Here is a 21,425-nt window from a genome sequence, read left to right as displayed (position 1 = left end):
TTTAGCAGAACTATAGTTGTTTAGTTTAAGTAATTTTTAACTATGTTTTAACCTCGTGAAACTTTCAATACAATTTTTTAACTACTTCTTTACAGGAGGAAACACTCACATGTCAATGCGCGAAGAGGCCCTCAAATACCACAGTAGCGGCCGAAAAGGTAAAATTGAAGTCATTACAACCAAACCATGTGCCACCAGTCACGATCTAGCCCTCGCTTATAGCCCTGGCGTCGCAGAACCCTGCCTCGATATCGAAAAAAACCCAGCTGACGCCTATGAATATACAGCAAAAGGCAACTTGGTCGGTGTTGTTTCCAATGGTACCGCAGTTCTTGGGCTCGGTAATATTGGTGCTCTTGCGGGCAAACCAGTTATGGAAGGAAAAGGAGTTCTCTTCAAGACTTTCGCCGATGTTGACGTTTTTGACATTGAGCTAGACACCAAAGACTCCGATGAAATTATTCGTACCGTAAAACTGTTGGAACCTACTTTCGGCGGAATTAACCTGGAAGACATAAAAGGGCCAGAATGTTTTTATATTGAGGAAGAACTGAAAAAAATCATGGATATCCCTGTTTTTCATGATGATCAACATGGAACAGCCATCATTGCCGCAGCAGGCATGCTTAACGCCATAGAGATTGTTGGTAAAGATGTTACTAAGATAAAAATGGTCGTTAACGGAGCTGGTGCCGCCGGCATTGCCTGTGCCAATTTAGCTATTACGATGGGCATTGATAAAGATAACATTATTCTCTGTGATACCAAAGGGGTCATTTACAAAGGTCGAACAGAGGGCATGAATGAATATAAAGAACGTCTAGCCGCCAATACGGACGCAAGAACCCTTGCTGAAGCTATGGTCGGCGCAGATATTTTCTTTGGCGTTTCTGCCAAAGGAGCGTTAACCCCTGAAGTTCTTAAAACGATGGCCAAAGATCCAATCGTATTTGCTATGGCCAATCCAGATCCAGAAATCACCCCACCTGAAGCCAAAGCAGTGCGTGATGATGTCATCATTGGGACGGGTCGTTCAGATTATGCAAATCAAGTGAACAATGTTCTTTGCTTTCCCTTCCTCTTCCGTGGCGCCCTGGATGTTCAAGCCAGTGCCATAAATGATGAAATGAAACTCGCTGCAGTCAAAGCATTGGCAGAACTTGCAAAAATGGATGTTCCGGATTCTGTACGTCGAGCTTACGCAGGTGAAAGCATCGAGTTTGGGCGCGAATATATCATTCCGAAACCGTTTGATCCACGGGTATTACTCCATGTTGCGCCAGCTGTTGCACAAGCCGCTATGGACTCTGGTGTTGCCCGCCGTCCAATTGCAGACATGCAAAAATATTGTGATTCTCTGGAAGCTCTGCAAGGGCGTTCTAAACAAGTCATGCGCACCCTGATTAATAAAGCCAAGGCGAACCCAAAACGGATTGTCTTCCCTGAAGGTGAAGATGATAAAATTCTCCGTGCCGCTCAGATCCTTGTCAATGAAAAGATTGCTATTCCTATCCTCCTCGGGGATGAGAAACTGATTCGCGATCGGATTGAGGAGATGAAATTGGAACTTGGAGATATTCAGATCCTTGATCCAAGGGAATGCGTAAATTGTGACATCTATGTTGAGAAGTTACTTGAAATCCGCCAACGCAAAGGGATCACACCCACTGGTGCGAAACGCAGAATGAGGTCGAATAACAATTATTTTGGGGCCATGATGGTCCAGAATGGTGATGCTGACACCATGCTTTCAGGCATTAGTCACCACTATCCAGAAACCATTAAACCCGCGCTGGAAATCATTGGCAAACATGAAGAGCTGTCCAAAGTTCATGGTATGTATATGATGGTTTTCAAGAAAAAAGTGGTCTTTATTGCTGATGCCACAGTGACTATTGACCCGACAGCTGAAGAGCTTGCGGAAACAGCAATCCTTACAGCAGAAGAAGTCCGTAAATTTGATATTGTTCCTAAAGTTGCGATGCTCTCTTTCTCCAACTTCGGCAGCACCAGTCATCCCTTTGCTGCAAAAGTCAAGAAGGCCACAGCTCTTGTAAAAGAGCAAGCACCCGACTTAATTATCGATGGTGAAATTCAGGCTAATGTCGCCCTTGATCCTGAATTAATGGCGAATCAATATCCCTTCTCAATGCTTAAGGGCGATGCGAACGTTTTTATTTTCCCCGACTTGCAATCAGGAAATATCAGCTACAAACTCCTTAGCAAACTCGGTGGCGCCGAAGCGGTTGGCCCAATTTTGATGGGCACCAAAAAACCGGTTCATGTCCTGCAAAGAGGTGATGATGTTGCTGATGTTATCAACATGGCCGCTGTTGCCGTCGTTGATGCTCAAGGAAATAAACGATAAGCACCAGAAAACAACTTAAGGTACTATCAGGCAGGGAGTTCCAAACGGAATTCCCTGCCTTTTTTTTAATCCACAACTTTCACTCAAGCATATTTATTGATAGTATGACGGCTCAGTGTAATAAATCGATTAACGATAATCTTTAGTAAGAAAGAGAACGGTTATGAAATATTGCAGCACACGTGGACAAGTTCAAGGATTAAGCTTTAGCGATGCCGTTATGATGGGACTGGCTGATGACGGCGGTTTACTCCTGCCAGAAGCAATTCCTCAGCTATCAAAGCAAGAATTACAATCAATGGATCAACTCCCCTACCCTGATCTGGCCTTTAAAATTATATCCAAGTTTGCAACCGACATCCCCGCAGCAGAGCTGAAAGAAATTATTGACCGTTCCTACGCAAACTTTGATCATGCTCAAATTACTCCAGTCATCAAGCAGGATGATCTCTATATTCTGGAGTTATTCCATGGGCCAACTTTCGCCTTTAAAGATATAGCTCTGCAATTTCTCGGTAATCTATTTGAATATCTTTTAACTAAAAATTCTCAGAAGATGAATATCATTGGAGCAACCAGTGGCGACACAGGAAGTGCGGCCATCTACGGGGTCAGGGGCAAGAAAAATATTAATATTTTTATCTTGCACCCTAAAGGTCATGTCTCACCGATTCAAGAATTACAAATGACCACGGTCACAGATGAAAACGTCTTTAATTTAGCCGTTGAAGGGACTTTTGATGATGCTCAATCTATAGTTAAAGAGATATTTGGTGATTTGCAATTCAAGAAGCAGTTCTCTTTAGGGGCAGTCAACTCCATCAACTGGGCGCGAGTTCTGGCTCAGGTGGTTTACTACTTCTACGCCTGGTATCAAGTGTCTCAGGAAACGGGAGCTGAACAAATTGATGTCTCCGTTCCCACCGGTAATTTTGGTGATATCTTTGCCGGTTATATCGCCAAGCAGATGGGGGTGCCCATTAACCAATTGATATTAGCCACCAACGCTAACAATATTCTCAGCCGCTGTATAAAGTCCGGGGACTATTCAATGGCAGAAGTCCATCATTCACTCTCCCCCTCTATGGACATACAAGTCGCTAGTAACTTTGAACGCTACTTGTACTACCTCCTTGACTGCAATGCACAGAGTGTGATGCAGATGATGGCCAGCTTCAAACAGAATGGGCGCCTGGATTTCACCGCCGACCAAAAACAGCGCCTCAAAAACGATTTTTCAACCTCATCAATTAATGACGAGGAAACTCTGGCAACCATCAAATCCTTCTACCTAGAAAACGGATATATTCTTGATCCACATACGGCAGTTGGTGTCGCTGTTGGTCGAAAAGAGAGCAATCCACAGACTCCATTGGTCTGTTTAGCAACAGCACATCCTGCTAAATTTGGTGATACTGTTAAAAAAGCTACAGGACAGGATCCAATTCTTCCTGAAGCATTGTCGAAACTCACCACTTGCGAGAAAAGATTGACGACTATCCCTGCTGAAAAGAATCAAGTTAAAGATTACATAAAGGAAAATGCGACTTGATTAGTCATCTTTTTATGTTGCAATTTAACAAATCCATGTTAAAATTTCTCATTAAGCGCTGAAATCTTCATGTCGAAGAATTTCAAACAAAATTAGAAATCAGGAGGTTTGTATGGAGGCAATATCTACAGACAAGTTGATAGACTTGGTACAGAGTTACGGTTTACCACTTGTTTGGGCTATTATTGTTTTTATTGTAGGTCGAATTGCAGCACGCATCATTACAAATATCGTCGTAAAAATGATGCAGAAAAGTAAAGTTGATGAAACTTTGGTGAAGTTTACCAAGACGGTTATTTATGTCGCTTTGATGGTCTTTGTCATTTTAGCAGCATTGGGTAAACTGGGAATAGAGACAACATCTTTTGCAGCTATTATTGCTGCAGCCGGCTTAGCAATTGGACTTTCGTTGCAGGGAACGCTGGGCAACTTTGCTTCTGGATTTATGCTGATACTGTTTCGTCCCTTTAAAGTAGGGGATTTTGTCGAAGCTGGCGGAGTTTCCGGTATTGTAGAAGAAATTCAAATCTTCAGCACGAAAATGAGAACGGGCGACAACAAGGAAATTACAGTTCCCAACGGACAAATCGTCGGCACGACAATAACCAATTATTCTGCCAAAGAAACCAGGCGTGTGGATATGGTCATTGGTGTCAGCTACAATGATGATCTGAAAAAAGTCCGCGCGGTTCTTGAAGATATCCTCAGCAGTGATGAGCGAATTTTGAAAGATCCAGCTCCAACAATCGGCGTATCAGAGCTTGCTGACAGCAGTGTTAATTTTGTTGTTCGCCCCTGGGTCAAAAGTGCTGACTACTGGTCTGTTCTATTTGAGATTCAAGAAGAGATTAAAATACGCTTTGATGCTGAAGGAATTTCTATCCCGTATCCACAACATGACCTGCATGTTGTTAAAGACGAAGTCGCGGCTTAATTTTCAATTTACTCAGTAAAATTTTTGGATTTCCAAAGCTTTAATTCACGAGAGCTGTCCTCACCTTCCGGTGGGGATAGCTTTTTTTGTCTGTCTATATCCGCCACCAAAGTCTTCGGGGCAAGACAAGAGACAGAAGCTGTTTCACTCTGAAATGATTATTTACCCATCAGGAGGTTCGTTGAAACAAAATTTTAACCGTAAGTCCTGGAGAGTTGCCAGACAGGATAATTTGACCTTGATGTAAGTTCACAATGGCCTCGACCAAACTCAATCCGAGACCATTTCCCGGTGAAGATCGGCTTGTTTCACGTCGATAAAAACGATTGAACACTTTTTCACGATCAGACGGAGGAATTCCGATTCCTGTATCGCAAATTGAAACCTGTAACTGCTGAGAATTATCATCTGCTTTAATTTGGATCTTGCCTCCTGCTGGAGTATATTTGATGGCATTATCCAAAACATTAGCGAAGGCCTGAAAGAGCAGATCCCGATCACCCTGAAAAGGTTTTATCGATTGTGTTTCAAGGACGATACTCTGCCCCTTTTCTTCACTCAAAGGATCATAAAACTCAATCAGATCGTGCAACAATTCGGCAACGTCAACTGCTTGAAAACCAACCAACCGACTTCCAGATTCGACTTCACTTATACGCAATAACGCTTTAAAGGTTGCCAGCAGACCATCGGCTTCACCGATAGCTTGCTCAATCAATTCATCATCGCAATTATCACCATGATCATTTTCGCGGAGCATATCAAGACGTCGCCGTAATCGGCTCAACGGTGTTCGCAGATCATGGGCAATGTTATTGGTCACCTGTTTCACCCCTTGCATCAATATTTCTATCTGGTCCAGCATTCGATTAAGAGTAGCAACCAACTTATCAAAATCATCATCCCCTCCTGAACTCGGGATACGATGGGTCAGATCTCCAGCCATGATGCGGTGACAGGTGTCATTGATAACTTCGATTTTGTGAACCATCGTCCTGCTCATCATAAAGCCCCCAACCAATGCGAGCACCACGGTCATCATCAACCCCCAGAAGAGGGCTTCACGTATCAGCACCTGGATCTCCACCAATGCATGGATATCTCGTCCAACCAAAAGATGAAAATCATCCCGCAAAGGAAATACTCTGACCAAAGCTTTATGTCGGTGATCCGAAGGGACAAGCGTTGAATCAAGTTGAAAGGACAACCATCCCTGTTCAGATGGTTGCTCCACAGGCCAAGTCCCGATGTTACCCAAAAGGGGTTTAAACTGATTGTCCGTGAGAAGGTAGATGGACGTATTCATCCCCTGCCGCGACAGGCGTTCATTGATCACCTCTTTCAGACCCGAAAAGCCTGAAAGGTCATAGCGCTCAGCCAAACCAGTAATTTCAGCATCAATCGTGGCTTCCGTCTGGCGCACCATATAGCCCGCTGTAGACCAATAAATAAAACCAAGCAGAAGCAACACTGACAGACCAAACAAGGTCATATAAATCAGGGCCAGCCGAAAAGTTGAACTTTTAAAGAGTTTAATGATCTTCACGGAGGACATACCCTGCACCACGGATCGTGTGCAGTAGAGGATTATCGAAATGTTTGTCAATTTTACTACGTAATCGACTGATATGAACATCGATGACGTTCGTCTGAGGATCAAAATTATAGTCCCAGACACTTTCCAGTAACATCGTACGCGTGACGACCTGACCACTGTAGCGCATAAGAAACTCCAACAAGCGAAACTCTCGCGGCTGTAAATCGACCTCGACCCCATTCCGTTTCACTCTCCTGGAAAGGAGATCCATCTCCAGATCACCAACCTTGAGCTTGGTCAGCTGATCGTTGGCTGTTGTATTTCTCCGAATAAGAACCTCTAGTCTGGCGAGTAACTCAGAGAAAGCAAACGGCTTGGTCAAATAATCGTCGCCCCCAGCACGAAGCCCTTCAACGCGAGCATCAACATCACCAAGGGCACTAAGAATAAGCACCGGAGTGCTGTTCCCTGCAGCGCGGACAGCACGGACAATCCCCAAGCCATCCAAACCCGGCAACATCCGGTCAACAACAAGAACATCATACGGCTGATCAAGAGCCATAAACAGACCATTGTTGCCATCATCCGCGTGATTCACACCATGACCACATTCGCCTAAACCTTTAGTCAGATACGCCGCAGTATCAGCATCGTCTTCGATCAGCAAGACTCTCATTTTACAGCCCCTATCGATAATCATCATCGGCATAATTGGATAACTCAAGTTCATTCTAAATATTAATCAGACCGGATGCAATTTAATCCCCGACAAGGAGAGAAACAATCTGAACAGAGCAGGTTCAACTCTTCATAAAGCTGAATTCGTCAGTTAACAACCATCCATTGGTCACAACCTCTGCTTCAACCCGATATCGCCCCGGCATCAAATGATGAGTGGGGAGTAAATATCCGCTTCTAAATGGTTGAGCGATGCCCATCATTTGCCTGCCGTCAGGAGCTATTATCGTTGCGACCACGTGAGCATTTTTGACAATTTTCCCCATCGAATCACTCACAAAGAGCATTGGAGATTCTGCGTTTGGGGTCGAATCTTCTGTCAAAAATTGTGTTCCAAAGTTGCCCATAATAAACCGGAGGTAGTAGTTCTCAGGCTCTGAAGCCTTGGTCGCAGTTTGTTCACCGACAGTATCGTCAATTTCCTCGGTTGGAGTCGCCAATGCCTCTGCGGGGAGAGAGATCGTCGTTGCAAAGAAAATAGAGAACAGGACTTGTAGCAATTTTTTCATGGTTTTCTCCTTTATGATTGTGCACGTCTTTGCACCTTTCTTTTTGGTGTGAATTATACACGCCCTCCATGAACAAGGGCTTACCACAACATTACAAATTGGTAAGGTCAATCATCGTCCTCTGTCTGTTGCCATCATCAGGACGAGATCAGAGGAAGTGAAACGTTTAAGTGTTCAGATCATTGCGAATGTGATAAAGATGTTTACCCTTAGACTCGATTTGTTATAAATTGCCTAAAAATAAACCTATCGCTTAACCACACGAAAGATTCTATATGGCCATAAACACTGCACATCTCATCTATTTTTCACCAACGGGGACGACAAGACGAACCTTAGAAGCCATTGTTACAGGGATTGCCCCAACACAAATCCACCATCATAACTTAACCCACAATTCTGCAAATTCGCCCTTACAAATATCTTCCGGAATTGCCATCATCGGAGTTCCTGTCTATGCAGGCCGTGTTCCTGCAGACTGTTTGCACAGAATAGCCAACTTCAAATCTGACAACGTTCCTACAATTATCGTGGCACTCTATGGAAATCGTGAATTTGAAGACGCTCTCGTAGAGTTGCGGGATGTCGCAACCACCCAGGGGTTCAGTGTCATTGCCGCAGGGGCTTTCATCGGCGAGCACTCGTATTCTACGCCAGAGAATCCTATTGCGGCCGGCAGACCAAATGCCGATGATTTGAAACTTGCACTCACCTTTGGACAGCAGGTTGCCAAAAAGTTAAAAAATCGCGACTTTAATACCCCGGAGATCGAAGGAAATGTTCCCTACAAAGAGAGGGTCAAGTTTGGTGGCCTGGCACCGGAGACCAATGAGGAAAACTGTACACTTTGTGGAAAATGTGCGGAAGTCTGTCCTGTTGAAGTGATTACTGTTTCAGACTCTGTCAAGACAGATGCGGCACACTGCATCATGTGTTGTTCCTGTATCAAAAACTGTGGATTTAATGCCAGAGCTTTTAACCATCCTGTCATCCAGGAACGGACAGAGTTGCTGGTCAATAATTGTGCTGTCCCTAAGACTCCCAAGATTTTCATCTAGTGAATATAGCTATCCTACTTGCCTAATAATTAAACTATTTTATTGAGTAATAGATTTTAACTATCTATTTATTAGTTCTTATTTATTTCAGGATCTTCTGAACAAAAAACAAAACTGAACTGCACTCTGCCGACATTCACGACAAGTGCAGTTCAGTTTATATGCTGCAGACACAAAGAAGATTATCGTATCAGAAATAATTCAGGGCAAATAATCACTTCAGCCCTCCTCCAAAGAGATCTCTGCAACTTCACAGGTTAAAGTGCCCAACAGCCGGTAAAGAGACGTTCGGGCTTCACGTTGGAGACGAGCTCCATATTCTCCCATCCAGCTGTTAATATGTTCAGTATGGAACATACGCGCCGTTTTAAGCAACTCATCCGCTGCATCAGCCTGCGCTTCTGCACTCTTGAGCAAAGCACTGAAAAAAGCCATCTCAAAGCCGATCTGATCAGGCATGCGTTGATTTTTCCAATAGACTTCGCTGCGAAGTGATTGTGGATCAAACTCAGCCTGTCGGTAATACTCTCTGACATCTATCGCTGCCTCTCCCCAATAACGTTGCTCACGTGCAAACGATTCAAAGGGACAGATAAAATGGGTAGATACCGGGTTAAAAAACAGTTCGTGATACTCCTCTAACAACAAATTGAGGGGTTCTTCACTGAATTCTTCTGGATCGGTAAAAACGCTTTTAAGCTCATTAATCAATTCGGCTGAAGGCGCTTTCAGGTAAATCGCCGCAGCGAGTTCAGAGACGGCTGCGGCTTCCTGTAGCGCATGGTTAGACATCAGACCTTCTCCACGCGGGCCGGTAATCCATTGCGGGCATTGGCGCCAAGAACAAAGTCCGCAAGGGTTGAAACCCCAGGACGGCTAGAATCGGTTAACCCGAGGCGATTAATAGCCACCCCGGCACTATAAGCTGAATCAGGTGTAAGTTTTTGTTGACCAAAGCTCATGGCATCGGCGCCGAAACGCCAATGCCCAAAGCCGTGCTCGATGCCAATGACACCCGGCATAATACCATCGCGAACGGAGACAACCCCGACAGCCTCGCCACTGGCAGTGACAAGGCGGAGACGATCACCGCTCTTGACTCCCAAACGACGGGCATCATCAGCATGCATGGCCAATTCATTGCTCGGCTTCAAATCACGCAAACGCTTAGCGGAGATAGTCCCGGAATTCATAAATTGACTCTTTGACGAAACCAATTTGAAGGGCCATTTAGCAGCAGGATAGGTATCACTTAGTTTGTCTCCATTGAGAAAGACCGGTGGAATCCAGCGTGCGGTGCCATGAAACCGCTCACCTGTCATGCTGTTACGATGATGCGCAAGAGTTTCGTTATAAATTTGCATCGGCGCCTTATATTTATGTGTCAAACCATCCGCCTGATAACTCTCCTTTTCACTTTCAAAACGTCCACCATGCGACATAACATAGGCCACCTTACGTTGTTCTTCGGGCTTAAGAACTTCTGCAAGTCGTGGAGCAAAGCGGTCAAGACCGGTCAGATTCATATCCTCATCATTAGCATCTGGAACTGGTTTGCCATCAAAGGCAATATTAGCAAAAAGGCGTAAATACCAGTCTTGTGGTCGATTCAACGGCCATAATTTACCATCGGCGTCAGGGATGGCTTTATCACCAAACCCAGGCAGATCCATCCGCTTGGCAACATCAATCAGGAAGCTCTCCATGCTGATCGGATCTCCAGCTGGTGTGGTTTGTTGAGGAGCGTCTACCGCGGGCCAACCGACAGTACTGATCTTTGTCAGCGTCCCACTCCAGGGGGTAGTTGAAGCAAAATATTCATAGAGAGAGGTATCTGGCACGATATAGTCACATTCAGCCGCAGTCTCTGAAACAAAGGAGTCGATACAGATCAACAAGGGAATCCGTTTCGGGTCGCGCAACTTATCCAGTTGGTTGGACAACCCAGACTGACCGTAAACCGGATTCGTGTTCCAAAACATCACCGCCTTAAGAGGATATGGGTAGCTATTTAACCCACCAAGCACAAATTCCGGCTGTAATCCTGCCGCCAGTGGAAACCATGGACCATCTGCCGGATAAGGGTTGCCAGTTTTCTTCTTACGTTTATATTCGGAGGTTTTTTCATAAGGGAAATCCTGTCTGGAGATGGTCACCCCCTTGCCTCCCACCTTGCCCGGGAATTTAACCATATTGTAACGGGGACCAGGCTTAACATCGGCATAACGCCCTCCTCCACTACTCATGCCACCCTTCCAGTTGAGGTTACCAACCAGGGCATTCAACATAACGATGGAATAGGCGGTATAAAATCCGTTGGATTGCATCGTGCCACCATGAGTGTCTGCCACCGCCCGACGTCCATAAGAGGTGAATTCCTGTGCTAGGCGTACGATGGTCTTAACGGGGACACCACAGGCTTCACTATATTCTGCCAGGGTCTGCTTGCGCGCCTCATCAAACAAAACTTGCAGCGCCGTTTTGACCGCGATTTGCTGATCTTTCACTTTGATAGTTTCGGCATAAAACAGACGTGCCGGGCCATTGGCTCGATCTTGGGCTACCGGTTGGCCACTGGCCTGATCAATGACAACCATACTTTCAGCGCTACCAATGCCAAGAGCATCAGCCCTGAGAATCGTCCCATCTAACGGTGAAGAGCTATCAGTGACCACCAGATGGGTTGCATTTGACCAACTGAGTTCACCCGCCTGTTTTGCTGCAGCAGCATTAGGTTGGCTGAGAAATTGTTCATTATAGCGTCCATTTTCAATGATCCAACGGATCATCCCCATGACCAGCGCACCGTCGGTTCCAGGGGTGATCGGCAACCATTCAGAACGGGTTCCAGACGCCAGACTGTTAGAATTAGACTGTACGGGATCAACAATAACGTACTTCATCTTTCCAGTGCTTCGAGCCTCAGCTAACAGCATTGCCTGTCGTTTAAACGGATTGCCAGCATTCCCCGGTGCTGTACCGATAGAGAGGTAATACTCACAATTGCTATAATCGGGCTTAAGGTGCGGGTATTTCTTCCAGTCTCCCAGCAACGCAGCGTAACCACCACGCATAGTGAGACCACAGTTACCCCGATGCCCAGTAAAATTCTTCGAACCAAAGCTCAATACGCCAAAACGTTTAGCAAAACTGAGCCGTCCATTTTTAAATCCGTTGATCATCGCCAGTTGATTGGAGCGAGGTCCCAATTCTGGAGCATTTGGATCAATCGGTGTTTTGGTATCACGGATAGCGCGCAATCCGTCGACCTGTCCTTCTCCGAACAGATTACCTCCTTCAACAACTTCATTGAGCAATTGTTCGTAACTGATTGGCTCCCATTGTCCAGCACCTCGCGATCCGACCCTTTTGAGAGGTGTGAGCACCCGTTTGGGGTCTGCGAGCATATCCAGTGCAGCATTACCACGGCTACAAGCCACAGAGCGTTGCTCCAGACCCTGCCCTTTGAATCCACTCATCGCCTTGAAACTATCACTGATGCGGACATCGTAGTCCAATGCTGGTGCGGTCGATAACGGATGGTATGGGTTACCACTGACTCGCAGGACCTGATTTGTCTTCCGATCGACCCGTGCCCGGATACCACAGAGGCTGGTGCAAGCGGTACAGAGACCATTAGCGACATATTGATCAGGGTTGGCAATAACTTCTCCGGTCTCAGGATCAACAGAACACTCAGGAGGGAGAGCATTGCCAGCGAGTAAATCAACTGGTTTTTCTCCAGCCCACCACCCCTTAGAGACAGCTTTGAGAGTGGAGGCACTCCCTGCAGCGAATACACCCAAGGCACCAACAGCACCAAGACCCTTAACAAAATTACGACGTTTAATCTTCATCGACTATAATCCTTCCTGTTGCTGACCGAAGACCTGCTTCCAAGGGCTGGTCCAGGTGACGAGAATCATCAATAATACCCACAATGCTAGAGGAGCCAAGGCTTGCATGAGTCCACCATGAGACCATAGATCAGCCGAAAACGGAGTCATCTCGAGACCACTGCGTGGAATTTGCTGTCCAGTGACAATAATATTCCAGCGTACAAGATAGGCTCCTGCCAGAGTCAGCACGCTGGCGAATAACAACATGGCTTTTGACTGACTGGAAAAATAGAGCAACACCATGGGGAGCAGGATGGCACCACCAAGGCCGAGAACAATGAAGTTTTGAAATCCGGCACTGAGGATATAGTCGAAAGCATAACGGCCCAAACTATCGCCAAAAACAAAGGCAATGAGAAACCAGAGGACTTGAGCAAACAGTTGCAGAAGCAGAAAGAATGCCATCCATCCACGTAGCAATTTGAAATGTTCGGGGTTTTTCCTCCCTGTGAGCACCGCAAAGAGGGTTATCAAACCTGCAGAAGCGGCCATAGCTGAACAGATAAAAATAATCGGCACAATTGAAGAGTGCCATAAATCCCGACCTTTAACTGCGGCTAAATCCATACTGCTGTAGAGAAACACACAACATGCGGCTACCAAGGCGAGATAAGCCAATAGCCGCAGAGACTTCTCACTTGTTTTCCCTGATCTAACAATCATTGTCGCCAAACTACCTGATCCAGAAACATGCCGTTGTTGCAGCGTCTGTCGCAAGATCACCAGTGCAAACAATGCTATCACGGTCATATAGCTCAAAAGAATAAAGACTCCCCAGGATAAAGGCGAAGTAAAGTGGGTGTTATAGATCATCGAAATAAAACGTAAAGGTTGATGCAGTTCGAGAATCAGATTAAGAGGTGCAGTTATTCCCAACCCTAATCCCAAAATCAGCCCGAAACTCGCGTACGGCTCTAGAGCTTTGATGCCAAAAGCACGCTGCGCGGCGGCCAAGGCAGAACAGGCTGCGCTGACCTGAATCATGAAGAAAAATTGGATGCTCGTCATTCCCCAATAGAGATCCTGAGATGGTCCCATAAATTCTATAATATGCATAATTATCCCCTTTTTCCAATCGAACGGCGTCCCTGAATGAGAGAAGTCGCTTCCTCCCCCAAGGTATTTTGTAGAGCACCATCAAGCGAAATATAATAAACTTGTGGTCGGGTCCCTTTGTCGGATTTCAGCACCTGCACCGGGTTATCCCGCAGATATTTAGAAATCATACTGTCAGGGTCGTTTAGATCACCAAAAATTCTCGCTTTACCAACGCAGGATTCAACACAGGCAGGGAGTAAGCCATTGCTGGTGCGTTGAATACAAAAGGTGCACTTATCAGCTGTTCGCGTTTGCTCATTCATAAAGCGTGCGTCATAGGGGCAATTTTGCACGCAATAGGCGCAACCGACACACATGGAGCTATCAACAACAACCACGCCGTCCTCTCTCTTGTAAGTCGCGCCGGTAGGACAGCCCGCTGTACAGGAGGGTTGCTCACAATGATTACACAAGCGTGGCAAAACAGCGCGGCGTGTCTGACCAAATGCCATCAATTCATAGTCTGCGACTGTGGTCCTGTGTTGCCCCTCGGGAAGGCGGTTTTCCATTCCACAAGCGATCGTGCAAGCCTGACAACCGACACAACGACGCAAGTCAATCAACATGGCATAGTGGGGTGAACGTGACTGACTTTGGAGACTGCCAGCCTGTGCCTTCGTCGGGACAAATAACTCAAGAAAATGTCTTCTGTTTGGATCCATTTGGCGTCCTTTTCATTCAGAACTTGGCGTTTAATCGTTCATGACACGGTGAGTACTTAAAGCAGAGTGGTTTCTATCCGTGACAAGACATAAGAGAATTCTTGATTACCAATTACAACTGTTATGCCAAGTTTTATAAAACTGCATCACTTCACGCTAACCTTCTGAAAAGTAGGAGTTTTTATTCCTTATTGACAAAACAACCCAATCCTCATACTTTACGGATGGTGCATGTTGCAACCATTTACAGCAACGAAAGAGACCATAAAGGTGCAAGTTGCAAAAAGGAAACAAAGACAATGCGCATGAGAATCAGTCAGAAAGTTCTCCTCGCCATGCTGGGAGTGACCATCGTATCACTTGGTATCTTTTCGTTCTTGATGATCACATCGACAGGTCAGATTCTACAACAAAACATCACTGGAAGAATTCAGGGGATGGCCGAATCATCAGTACAAAACCTGGTAGATCTGGTTGATCGTTCGGGGCGAACTCTCCATAGCATCGCCGCAACGATTGATGTTGCGGCTGTTCTTGCTGCTGAAGAGAATGGTGACCCCGCAGCAACTGTTGCAGCGCTACAACGATTGGAGACCACTTTTTTACAGTTTCAACGTCTTGATTCATCGCTACAGGCAATCCGGTTGGTCAATAATGCTGGACAGGAAATTGTCAAAATTCGCGAAGGAAAAATTCTACCTCGTTCAGGTGAAGATATCCCTGGCCTTGATCTGAAAACCATCGGCTCCATCGAAGACCGCTCCTTTTTTCAACACACCATGGAACTTCCTGAAGGAGAGACCTGGATTTCCAATTTGGAGCGAGGCTGGACTGAAGGAGGATTATATTGGTGTCCGGCTATGGTCCGCTTTTCGACACCGCTTTTCTATTCAGATGGCCGGCGCGCCGGAGCGCTGATCATCAACGTCTGGGGAGCCACACTCGGAGCAAAAATTAATAGTCTTATTACCGCCGATCAAGGACAAGCCTTCCTCATTGAACGTAATACTACAAATCCTGAGCGCAACGGAATCTACCTTTTTTCTCAGGATTCAACCTGCGAGTTTGGCAACCAGACCGGAAGTCATATCAATGTGTTCCAGCATTATCCAGAAACAATCACAACACAATGGATGGAGAATGATGAAGGGGTTATTTCTACCCCGGATTCCCGCGATCTACTCGCGTATACATTTTATTCTCCCTACAATGATGACAGTCGCGGCTGGGTCGTTGTTGTTGAAGCGCATAAAAAATACTTCATGCTCCCGCTCGTCGCCATCAAACAACAAATTCTCATCTCCACTGTCCTTGTTCTCATTTTTGCAGCTCTTGTCGCCGGTTTTTTCTCCCGTTCAATTACCCGGCCCATCCAGACAGTCATCGATGGAACCCATTGCATTTCTCATGACCTTTCTTGCCGGATTCCATTGCGCTCTCACGATGAAATCGGCACATTGACCAGCGAAATCAACCGTATGGCAATGAATTTACAAAGTAATCTTGAAGAGAAAGAACGGATTGAGGAGCAGATTCATAACTCTGAAAAACTTGCTTCTATCGGGGAAATGGCTTCGGGTCTCGCCCATGAACTCAATACCCCTCTCGGCAATATCCGCGCCCTCTCCTCTCTTGCCCGACAAGATTTGCAAAATGGTACCTTGAATCAGGAAACTCTAGGACAGGATTTCAGCGATATTATCGATCAAATTGACAAATCAAGCAAAATCATTTCGGGTCTACTTAGTTTTGCGCGGCGTCAAGCCAGCGAAAAAACTCTTTGCGATATTAACCAGTTAGTAGAACATTCTCTCGATTTAACCCGGATTAAAAGCACAAATCACAATATTCAGATCAGCTTTACCCCCAGTGACAACCTCCCGTTGATTAAAATCGATCAAAACCAGATTCAGCAGGTTTTTGTCAATATTCTCCTCAATGCTATTGACGCGATTGGTCATAATGGCTTTATCACTGCTGCCACTGCATTTCACAACGGTCAGATTGCGATAAAATTTAGTGACAACGGTAGCGGTATCGCCCCTGAAAATCTCAACCGTATTTTTGATCCATTTTTTACCACCAAAGAGGTTGGTAAAGGGACAGGGCTTGGCCTTTCAGTGAGTTATGGAATTGTCAAAAACCATGGAGGGACCATTGAAGTCGACTCAACAATTGGCACCGGAACCAACTTTACAGTGTTCCTGTCCGCAGGAGAATAATCATGAGTAAAGCTAAAATTATCATTGTTGAAGACGATGCCATGACCCGCCGGATTCTGGTACGGATGCTCTCTCCTCTTTATAATGTCAGTGATTTTGGCAATGGCGAGGATGCTTATCGACACTTTCTCGACCAAGGCGCCCAACTGGTACTTACTGACATGAAGATGCCCAAAATGGATGGTATGGAATTGTTGACGCGGGTCAAAGAAGCGAGTCCCGATACTGTCGTCATTATGATCACCGGCTTCTCCAGTATTGACTCGGCTGTCACCGCCATAAAACATGGGGCTCACGACTATATAGCCAAGCCTTTTGAGCCAGCAGATGTTGCCCATCGCCTGCAACGGGCGTTGCGCGAAAAGCGCCTGGAACAGAAGGTTGAAGCTTTAAATCAAGAGCGAGCGATAGATTCTGGACGTTACCATTTTGTCACCGCAAACGCTGAGATGTTGAATGTTCTTGAGCTTGCCAAACGGGTCGCGCGAACCGATAGTACCGTCCTGATTCAAGGAGAAACCGGCGTCGGGAAAGAGTTGGTCGCCCGCCTCATCCATCAATGGAGTCCTCGTAACGAATTCCCCTTTGTTCCTGTCAACTGTAGCGCCTTGGCTGATGGTGTCGTCGAAAGCGAACTTTTCGGCCATGAAAAAGGGGCCTTTACTGGTGCCGTGGGACACAGAATCGGCTACTTTGAAATGGCCGATCAAGGGACTCTATTATTGGATGAAATTGGCACGGCCAACAGTAACTTTCAAGTTAAACTATTGCGAGCTTTGCAAGATCGATCCATCTATCGTGTCGGCAGTGCCACTGCAATCAACGTCAATGTGCGGGTGATTGCTTCAACCAATCAGAATCTTAGACAGGAGGCAGAAGCAGATCTGTTCCGCAGCGATCTCTATTATCGACTCAGCGTCATGACCTTGCATATTCCACCGCTACGTGAACGTAAGGATGACATCCCCCTGCTGGTTGAATACTTTCTCAGCAAATATCGCCACATCAACCCGCGAGTCGTTGATATTGATGCCGCAGGCCTGACAGCACTCAATGCTTATAACTTTCCTGGTAATGTCCGCGAGTTGGAGAACATCATCGAAAGGGCAATGATCTTAGAGCGCGGCCGAACCCTGTCGTCAGAAAGTCTGTTCATTGATAGCCGTCATGTCTCTCCACCTGAGGAACCAACCGCGACAATGCCTCCGGGGGAAAATCTACCCATTCGCGAAGCTGAGAAACAGCATATTCTCAAAGTGTTGGAAAAATGCAACGGTAAAAAATTGTTGGCCGCAGAGATGCTGGGGATTAACAAAACGACGCTCTGGAGAAAAATGAAAAAATACGGGCTGGATGGTTAACCTCTCCTTGACCGCCAGGCAAAGCAACAGAGTTATTTTTTTCTTAAAAACTTCAGAGTAAGAAGAAAAACCTCCCCTTTATTGCATCGCATGCTATATTTTTTATAGGAGCGATAAAATGAAAGCGATGATATTGGAAAAGATCTGTGACCTTACGGTCGAGCGTGAACCGTTACGGTTGATTGAAATGTCAATCCCTGAACCTGCAGCTCATGAGGTACGAATCAAGGTGACAACCTGTGGCGTTTGTCACACCGAGCTGGATGAAATTGAGGGTCGAACACCGCCACCAGTGTTCCCGATGGTTCTAGGTCATCAAGTGGTCGGAGTCATCGACAAAGTCGGGCAACAGGTAGATCCAGGACGGATTGGTGAACGGGTCGGTGTGGCTTGGATCTATTCGTCTTGCGGCAAATGCCGCTGGTGTTTGCAGGGTCTGGAAAATCTCTGTCCAGAATTCAAAGCGACCGGACGTGATGCCAACGGTGGTTATGCCGAATATATGGTTGCCCTTGCAGACTTTGCCCATCCGATTCCAGCTGTTTTCAAAGATTCCGAAGCGGCTCCTTTACTCTGTGCCGGGGCAATCGGATATCGATCGCTCAACCTTGCAAAACTCACGTCCGGCGGTCCGCTGGGGTTAACTGGGTTTGGGGCGTCGGCTCATCTGGTTTTGAAACTGGCGCAAAAGAAATACCCTGATATGCCAATCTATGTCTTTGCTCGCAGTAAAAAAGAACAACAGTTTGCCCTTGAACTCGGCGCTGACTGGGCGGGTGGGACAGAGAGTGATCCGCCAGAGTTACTGGAATCGATCATCGACACAACCCCGGCTTGGCTGCCGATTGTGAACGCCATGCATCATCTGATGCCTGGTGGCCGTCTGGTGATCAATGCCATCCGCAAAGAAAATTTTGATCGCCACCTTTTGGCTGAGATTGATTATCCACAAGACTTGTGGCTCGAAAAAGAGATTAAAACTGTGGCCAATGTCACTCGCCAAGATGTGACTGAATTTCTCGAACTCGCAGCAGAAATCCCCCTGCATCCAACTTATGAGGAATTCCCTCTGGAGGCAGCTAACATCGCTCTGCTTGAACTGAAAGAACGTAAAATCCGTGGAGCCAAGGTCTTAAGAATTGGTTAAAAAATTCTTTACCCAAGCACGACCATACCACCTATCTATTTTTAGAAAGTCATTGGGATGAAAAATATTGCCATCTTGTCTCACATAATATTGCTTGGTTTACTGACTTTTGTCTTTATCAAATCCGGAGTTCCTGAAAGATCAGTTGATTGGGCGTGGAGAGCCCTGTTCATTGCCCTTCCCGTTATCAATTTGTACGTCCTCTTTAAATTCAAAAAAGAAAAAATGACGAAAGAGTAGACGGCTTCAACGGCAGAACATCAGTGTCATCTTATCACTTCTTGCCGGCAGCATAAGCGGCGTACTGGCCAATATAATAATCAACAGGCTCACCACCTAATTTAACAGCATCTCGCCCTTGCATTGCAGCGATCCAATCCAGTAATGAATGCAGTTGGTCAGGTATCTTCAACCCGCGATAGTGCTCAAGCAAAATCCAACGTTCGAACCAGGGATAAAAAGCAATATCAGTCAACCCAACCTGCCAACCATACCAATACGGCCCCTCACCTTTGCTCCGCTTTAATTCATTATCCAGAGTTTCAAGGACACGATACATTTCGGCAATAGATCGCTCCTGCCGATCTTCATCCTGTGCTTTGAGGGTTCGGTAAAAAGCTGGGACAAAGCTGGCGCCGGCATAGCTGATCCACTGTCTAGCCTCAGCTCTTTTTTGCATAGATTGCGGAAGAAGGGGTATTTCTGAAAAACATTCATTAATATATTCGTTGATGACCAAAGATTCATGTAACACAAAGTCCCCTTGTCGCAGAGCAGGGACTGATCCTGCAGGATTCATGTTAAGGAACCAATCCGGTTTGTTATGCAGGTTAATTTCGATCAGGGTAAACGGTAAATTCTTTTCCATCAACGCCAGACGACTCCGATGGGCAAAAGGACAGACACGTGCGCTAAACAATTCTATATCATTCATAATCGATCCCTATAAGTTTGCGAGAAAACGGCCGATGCTCATTTCGGGTTATTTATCGTCCTCGACGAACAGGTGGTGAAATCTGAGTTGCAATGACTTTGTGATAAGGAGGATATTACCACAAACAGGGGAATGGATAAATCGTCGGCAAAAATGACTACGGCCTGATCCTATCTGTCACAGAGACTTTTTCAACCAAAACCTTAACAGAGGTCGGGATCATTTTTTCGACGGTGAGCGTTCCCGGTAACATTATCTGAGAGTTATTCAATGAATAAGTCTGCCTTCCCAGCGCAGTCAAGGTCCCATCCAGAGAGATTAGTAAATCACCAGCTTTCAGTTTAAATAACTCCCTCCTCTCGCCGGTTAATGAGACGACCGCTTCAGGGGGAGTCACAGAGACAAACGCATAACCATCGGGAATATCCTGTACCGCAATGGGGACCGCAAAGTCCATGGTAACAACTGCGGAACCGGGGACAATCACCAACCAGATAATAGCGGTGACAAGCACCGAAAGAATTAACCGCACCCCTCCCCTAAGGTAAGATTGATAACGCTTTCTGCCACTCTCACGCGAAGCCAGATCTGCACCGAAAGCATTAATTTCATTAAGCAGCATCTGACTGTCGGTGATTGTTTCGAGTACACCCTCCCTGGCAACTGAGATATTGCCAGTCTCTTCGGAAACTACAAGAATAAGGGCATCGGACTTTTCTGACAGACCAATTGCAGCGGCATGACGGGTTCCACGCTCCTGCACTTGATCGTCGTGCTCCGTCAACGGCAACCGGCTGCTAAAACACTCAATCTGGTCACCATGAAAAACCACGGCACCGTCGTGTCCGGGAGAACTTGGATCAAACAAGCTCAAGAGTAATGGACGACTGACGCGTCCGTCCAGTCGGGTTCCCTCGGTTATAATATTATCCAGAGCCAGTTGCCCCGGCAGGATAATCAACGCTCCCCAGCGCCGATCGGATAATTCATACGCAACCCTGACTAGCATTTCGGGGACGCTTTTTTCACCCGGTAATAAATTTGTCCGCCGTCTGAAAACTAGATGAAACATATCATCGACAACCCGCCGGATCTCATTCTGATAAATGACGACAATAGTCAAGATAACGACAGCGGAAAGCCCTTGTAGAATTTTCACCGTAAGATTAAATTCCAGCTCATGAGTTATCAGCAGGATCACCCCGTAACCAATCAACCCAGCACCAATCTTCCAGGTTCTTCGAGCGCGAAACAGAGAAAACAAAAACCAGATAATCGCAGACGAAAATGCGATATCAAGTAAATCAGGAAAGCGGATTTCTTTGAGCAAGGCAAGATAGTTCAGAAACATCGGTCGACTCTCACGGCTAAGATTTTCAAATGCAAATGATCTTTTTTATTTTAGG

Annotated in this window: 16 protein-coding genes; 7 read left to right on the top strand and 9 right to left on the bottom strand. The window is 46.0% G+C overall.

What is annotated here, in order from left to right; translation table 11 throughout:
- Positions 1-109 precede the first annotated feature (109 nt).
- From BLU87_RS10845 to BLU87_RS10835, 3 genes are all read left to right on the top strand, one after another.
- The gene (locus BLU87_RS10845; protein ID WP_092348112.1) at positions 110-2,368 is read left to right on the top strand and encodes an NADP-dependent malic enzyme; all 2,259 of its coding nucleotides are present in this window, start codon (positions 110-112) and stop codon (positions 2,366-2,368) included.
- A gap of 163 nt (positions 2,369-2,531) precedes the next feature.
- The gene (gene thrC / locus BLU87_RS10840; RefSeq protein ID WP_092348110.1) at positions 2,532-3,920 is read left to right on the top strand and encodes a threonine synthase; all 1,389 of its coding nucleotides are present in this window, start codon (positions 2,532-2,534) and stop codon (positions 3,918-3,920) included.
- A gap of 112 nt (positions 3,921-4,032) precedes the next feature.
- Positions 4,033-4,854 carry a mechanosensitive ion channel family protein gene (locus tag BLU87_RS10835; protein ID WP_092348108.1) on the top strand — a complete coding sequence of 274 codons (822 nt, stop codon included), beginning with the start codon at positions 4,033-4,035 and terminating at the stop codon, positions 4,852-4,854.
- Positions 4,855-5,023: 169 nt separating this feature from the next.
- On the opposite strand, the gene BLU87_RS10830 is transcribed toward BLU87_RS10835, so the two are convergent.
- From BLU87_RS10830 to BLU87_RS10820, 3 genes are all read right to left on the bottom strand, one after another.
- Positions 5,024-6,400: a sensor histidine kinase gene (locus tag BLU87_RS10830; protein WP_217637497.1), complete on the bottom strand. Its 1,377-nt coding sequence runs from the start codon at positions 6,398-6,400 to the stop codon at positions 5,024-5,026.
- On the bottom strand, positions 6,387-7,067 hold the full coding sequence (locus tag BLU87_RS10825) for a winged helix-turn-helix domain-containing protein (protein WP_092348102.1): 681 nt from the start codon (positions 7,065-7,067) through the stop codon (positions 6,387-6,389). Before BLU87_RS10825 ends, BLU87_RS10830 begins: the two co-directional genes overlap by 14 nt.
- 124 nt (positions 7,068-7,191) lie before the next feature.
- The gene (locus tag BLU87_RS10820; RefSeq protein ID WP_092348099.1) at positions 7,192-7,638 is read right to left on the bottom strand and encodes a hypothetical protein; all 447 of its coding nucleotides are present in this window, start codon (positions 7,636-7,638) and stop codon (positions 7,192-7,194) included.
- A gap of 275 nt (positions 7,639-7,913) precedes the next feature.
- On the opposite strand from BLU87_RS10820, the gene BLU87_RS10815 reads away from it, so the two are divergent.
- Positions 7,914-8,696: a 4Fe-4S binding protein gene (locus tag BLU87_RS10815; RefSeq protein ID WP_092348096.1), complete on the top strand. Its 783-nt coding sequence runs from the start codon at positions 7,914-7,916 to the stop codon at positions 8,694-8,696.
- A gap of 219 nt (positions 8,697-8,915) precedes the next feature.
- Here BLU87_RS10815 and BLU87_RS10810 read toward each other — a convergent pair whose 3' ends face one another.
- The 4 genes from BLU87_RS10810 to dsrO are packed head-to-tail and all read right to left on the bottom strand — an operon-like array spanning position 8,916 to position 14,355.
- On the bottom strand, positions 8,916-9,488 hold the full coding sequence (locus tag BLU87_RS10810; protein WP_092348093.1) for a TorD/DmsD family molecular chaperone: 573 nt from the start codon (positions 9,486-9,488) through the stop codon (positions 8,916-8,918).
- The gene (locus tag BLU87_RS10805; protein WP_092348090.1) at positions 9,488-12,553 is read right to left on the bottom strand and encodes a molybdopterin dinucleotide binding domain-containing protein; all 3,066 of its coding nucleotides are present in this window, start codon (positions 12,551-12,553) and stop codon (positions 9,488-9,490) included. Before BLU87_RS10805 ends, BLU87_RS10810 begins: the two co-directional genes overlap by 1 nt.
- A gap of 3 nt (positions 12,554-12,556) precedes the next feature.
- Positions 12,557-13,651, bottom strand: a complete 1,095-nt coding sequence (gene nrfD, locus BLU87_RS10800) for an NrfD/PsrC family molybdoenzyme membrane anchor subunit (RefSeq protein ID WP_092348087.1) — start codon at positions 13,649-13,651, stop codon at positions 12,557-12,559.
- A gap of 2 nt (positions 13,652-13,653) precedes the next feature.
- The gene (gene dsrO, locus BLU87_RS10795; RefSeq protein ID WP_092348084.1) at positions 13,654-14,355 is read right to left on the bottom strand and encodes a sulfate reduction electron transfer complex DsrMKJOP subunit DsrO; all 702 of its coding nucleotides are present in this window, start codon (positions 14,353-14,355) and stop codon (positions 13,654-13,656) included.
- A gap of 299 nt (positions 14,356-14,654) precedes the next feature.
- On the opposite strand from dsrO, the gene BLU87_RS10790 reads away from it, so the two are divergent.
- From BLU87_RS10790 to BLU87_RS10780, 3 genes are all read left to right on the top strand, one after another.
- Entirely contained in the window at positions 14,655-16,577 is a 1,923-nt protein-coding gene (locus BLU87_RS10790) for a sensor histidine kinase (protein ID WP_175498358.1), read from the top strand.
- 2 nt (positions 16,578-16,579) lie between these two features.
- Positions 16,580-17,938: a sigma-54-dependent transcriptional regulator gene (locus BLU87_RS10785; protein ID WP_092348072.1), complete on the top strand. Its 1,359-nt coding sequence runs from the start codon at positions 16,580-16,582 to the stop codon at positions 17,936-17,938.
- 118 nt (positions 17,939-18,056) lie between these two features.
- Positions 18,057-19,085, top strand: a complete 1,029-nt coding sequence (locus BLU87_RS10780) for a zinc-dependent alcohol dehydrogenase family protein (RefSeq protein WP_092348069.1) — start codon at positions 18,057-18,059, stop codon at positions 19,083-19,085.
- A 274-nt stretch (positions 19,086-19,359) separates the two neighbouring features.
- Here BLU87_RS10780 and BLU87_RS10770 read toward each other — a convergent pair whose 3' ends face one another.
- Both BLU87_RS10770 and BLU87_RS10765 read right to left on the bottom strand, forming a co-directional pair.
- Positions 19,360-20,019, bottom strand: coding sequence for a glutathione S-transferase family protein (locus tag BLU87_RS10770; RefSeq protein ID WP_092348063.1), 660 nt, complete (start codon positions 20,017-20,019; stop codon positions 19,360-19,362).
- A 157-nt stretch (positions 20,020-20,176) separates the two neighbouring features.
- Positions 20,177-21,370 carry a diadenylate cyclase gene (locus BLU87_RS10765; protein ID WP_092348060.1) on the bottom strand — a complete coding sequence of 398 codons (1,194 nt, stop codon included), beginning with the start codon at positions 21,368-21,370 and terminating at the stop codon, positions 20,177-20,179.
- Between the last annotated feature and the right edge of the window lie 55 nt (positions 21,371-21,425).

The organism is Desulfuromusa kysingii (genome assembly GCF_900107645.1).
Lineage (GTDB): Bacteria > Desulfobacterota > Desulfuromonadia > Desulfuromonadales > Geopsychrobacteraceae > Desulfuromusa > Desulfuromusa kysingii.
This window is presented reverse-complemented; position numbering and strand designations above follow the sequence as displayed.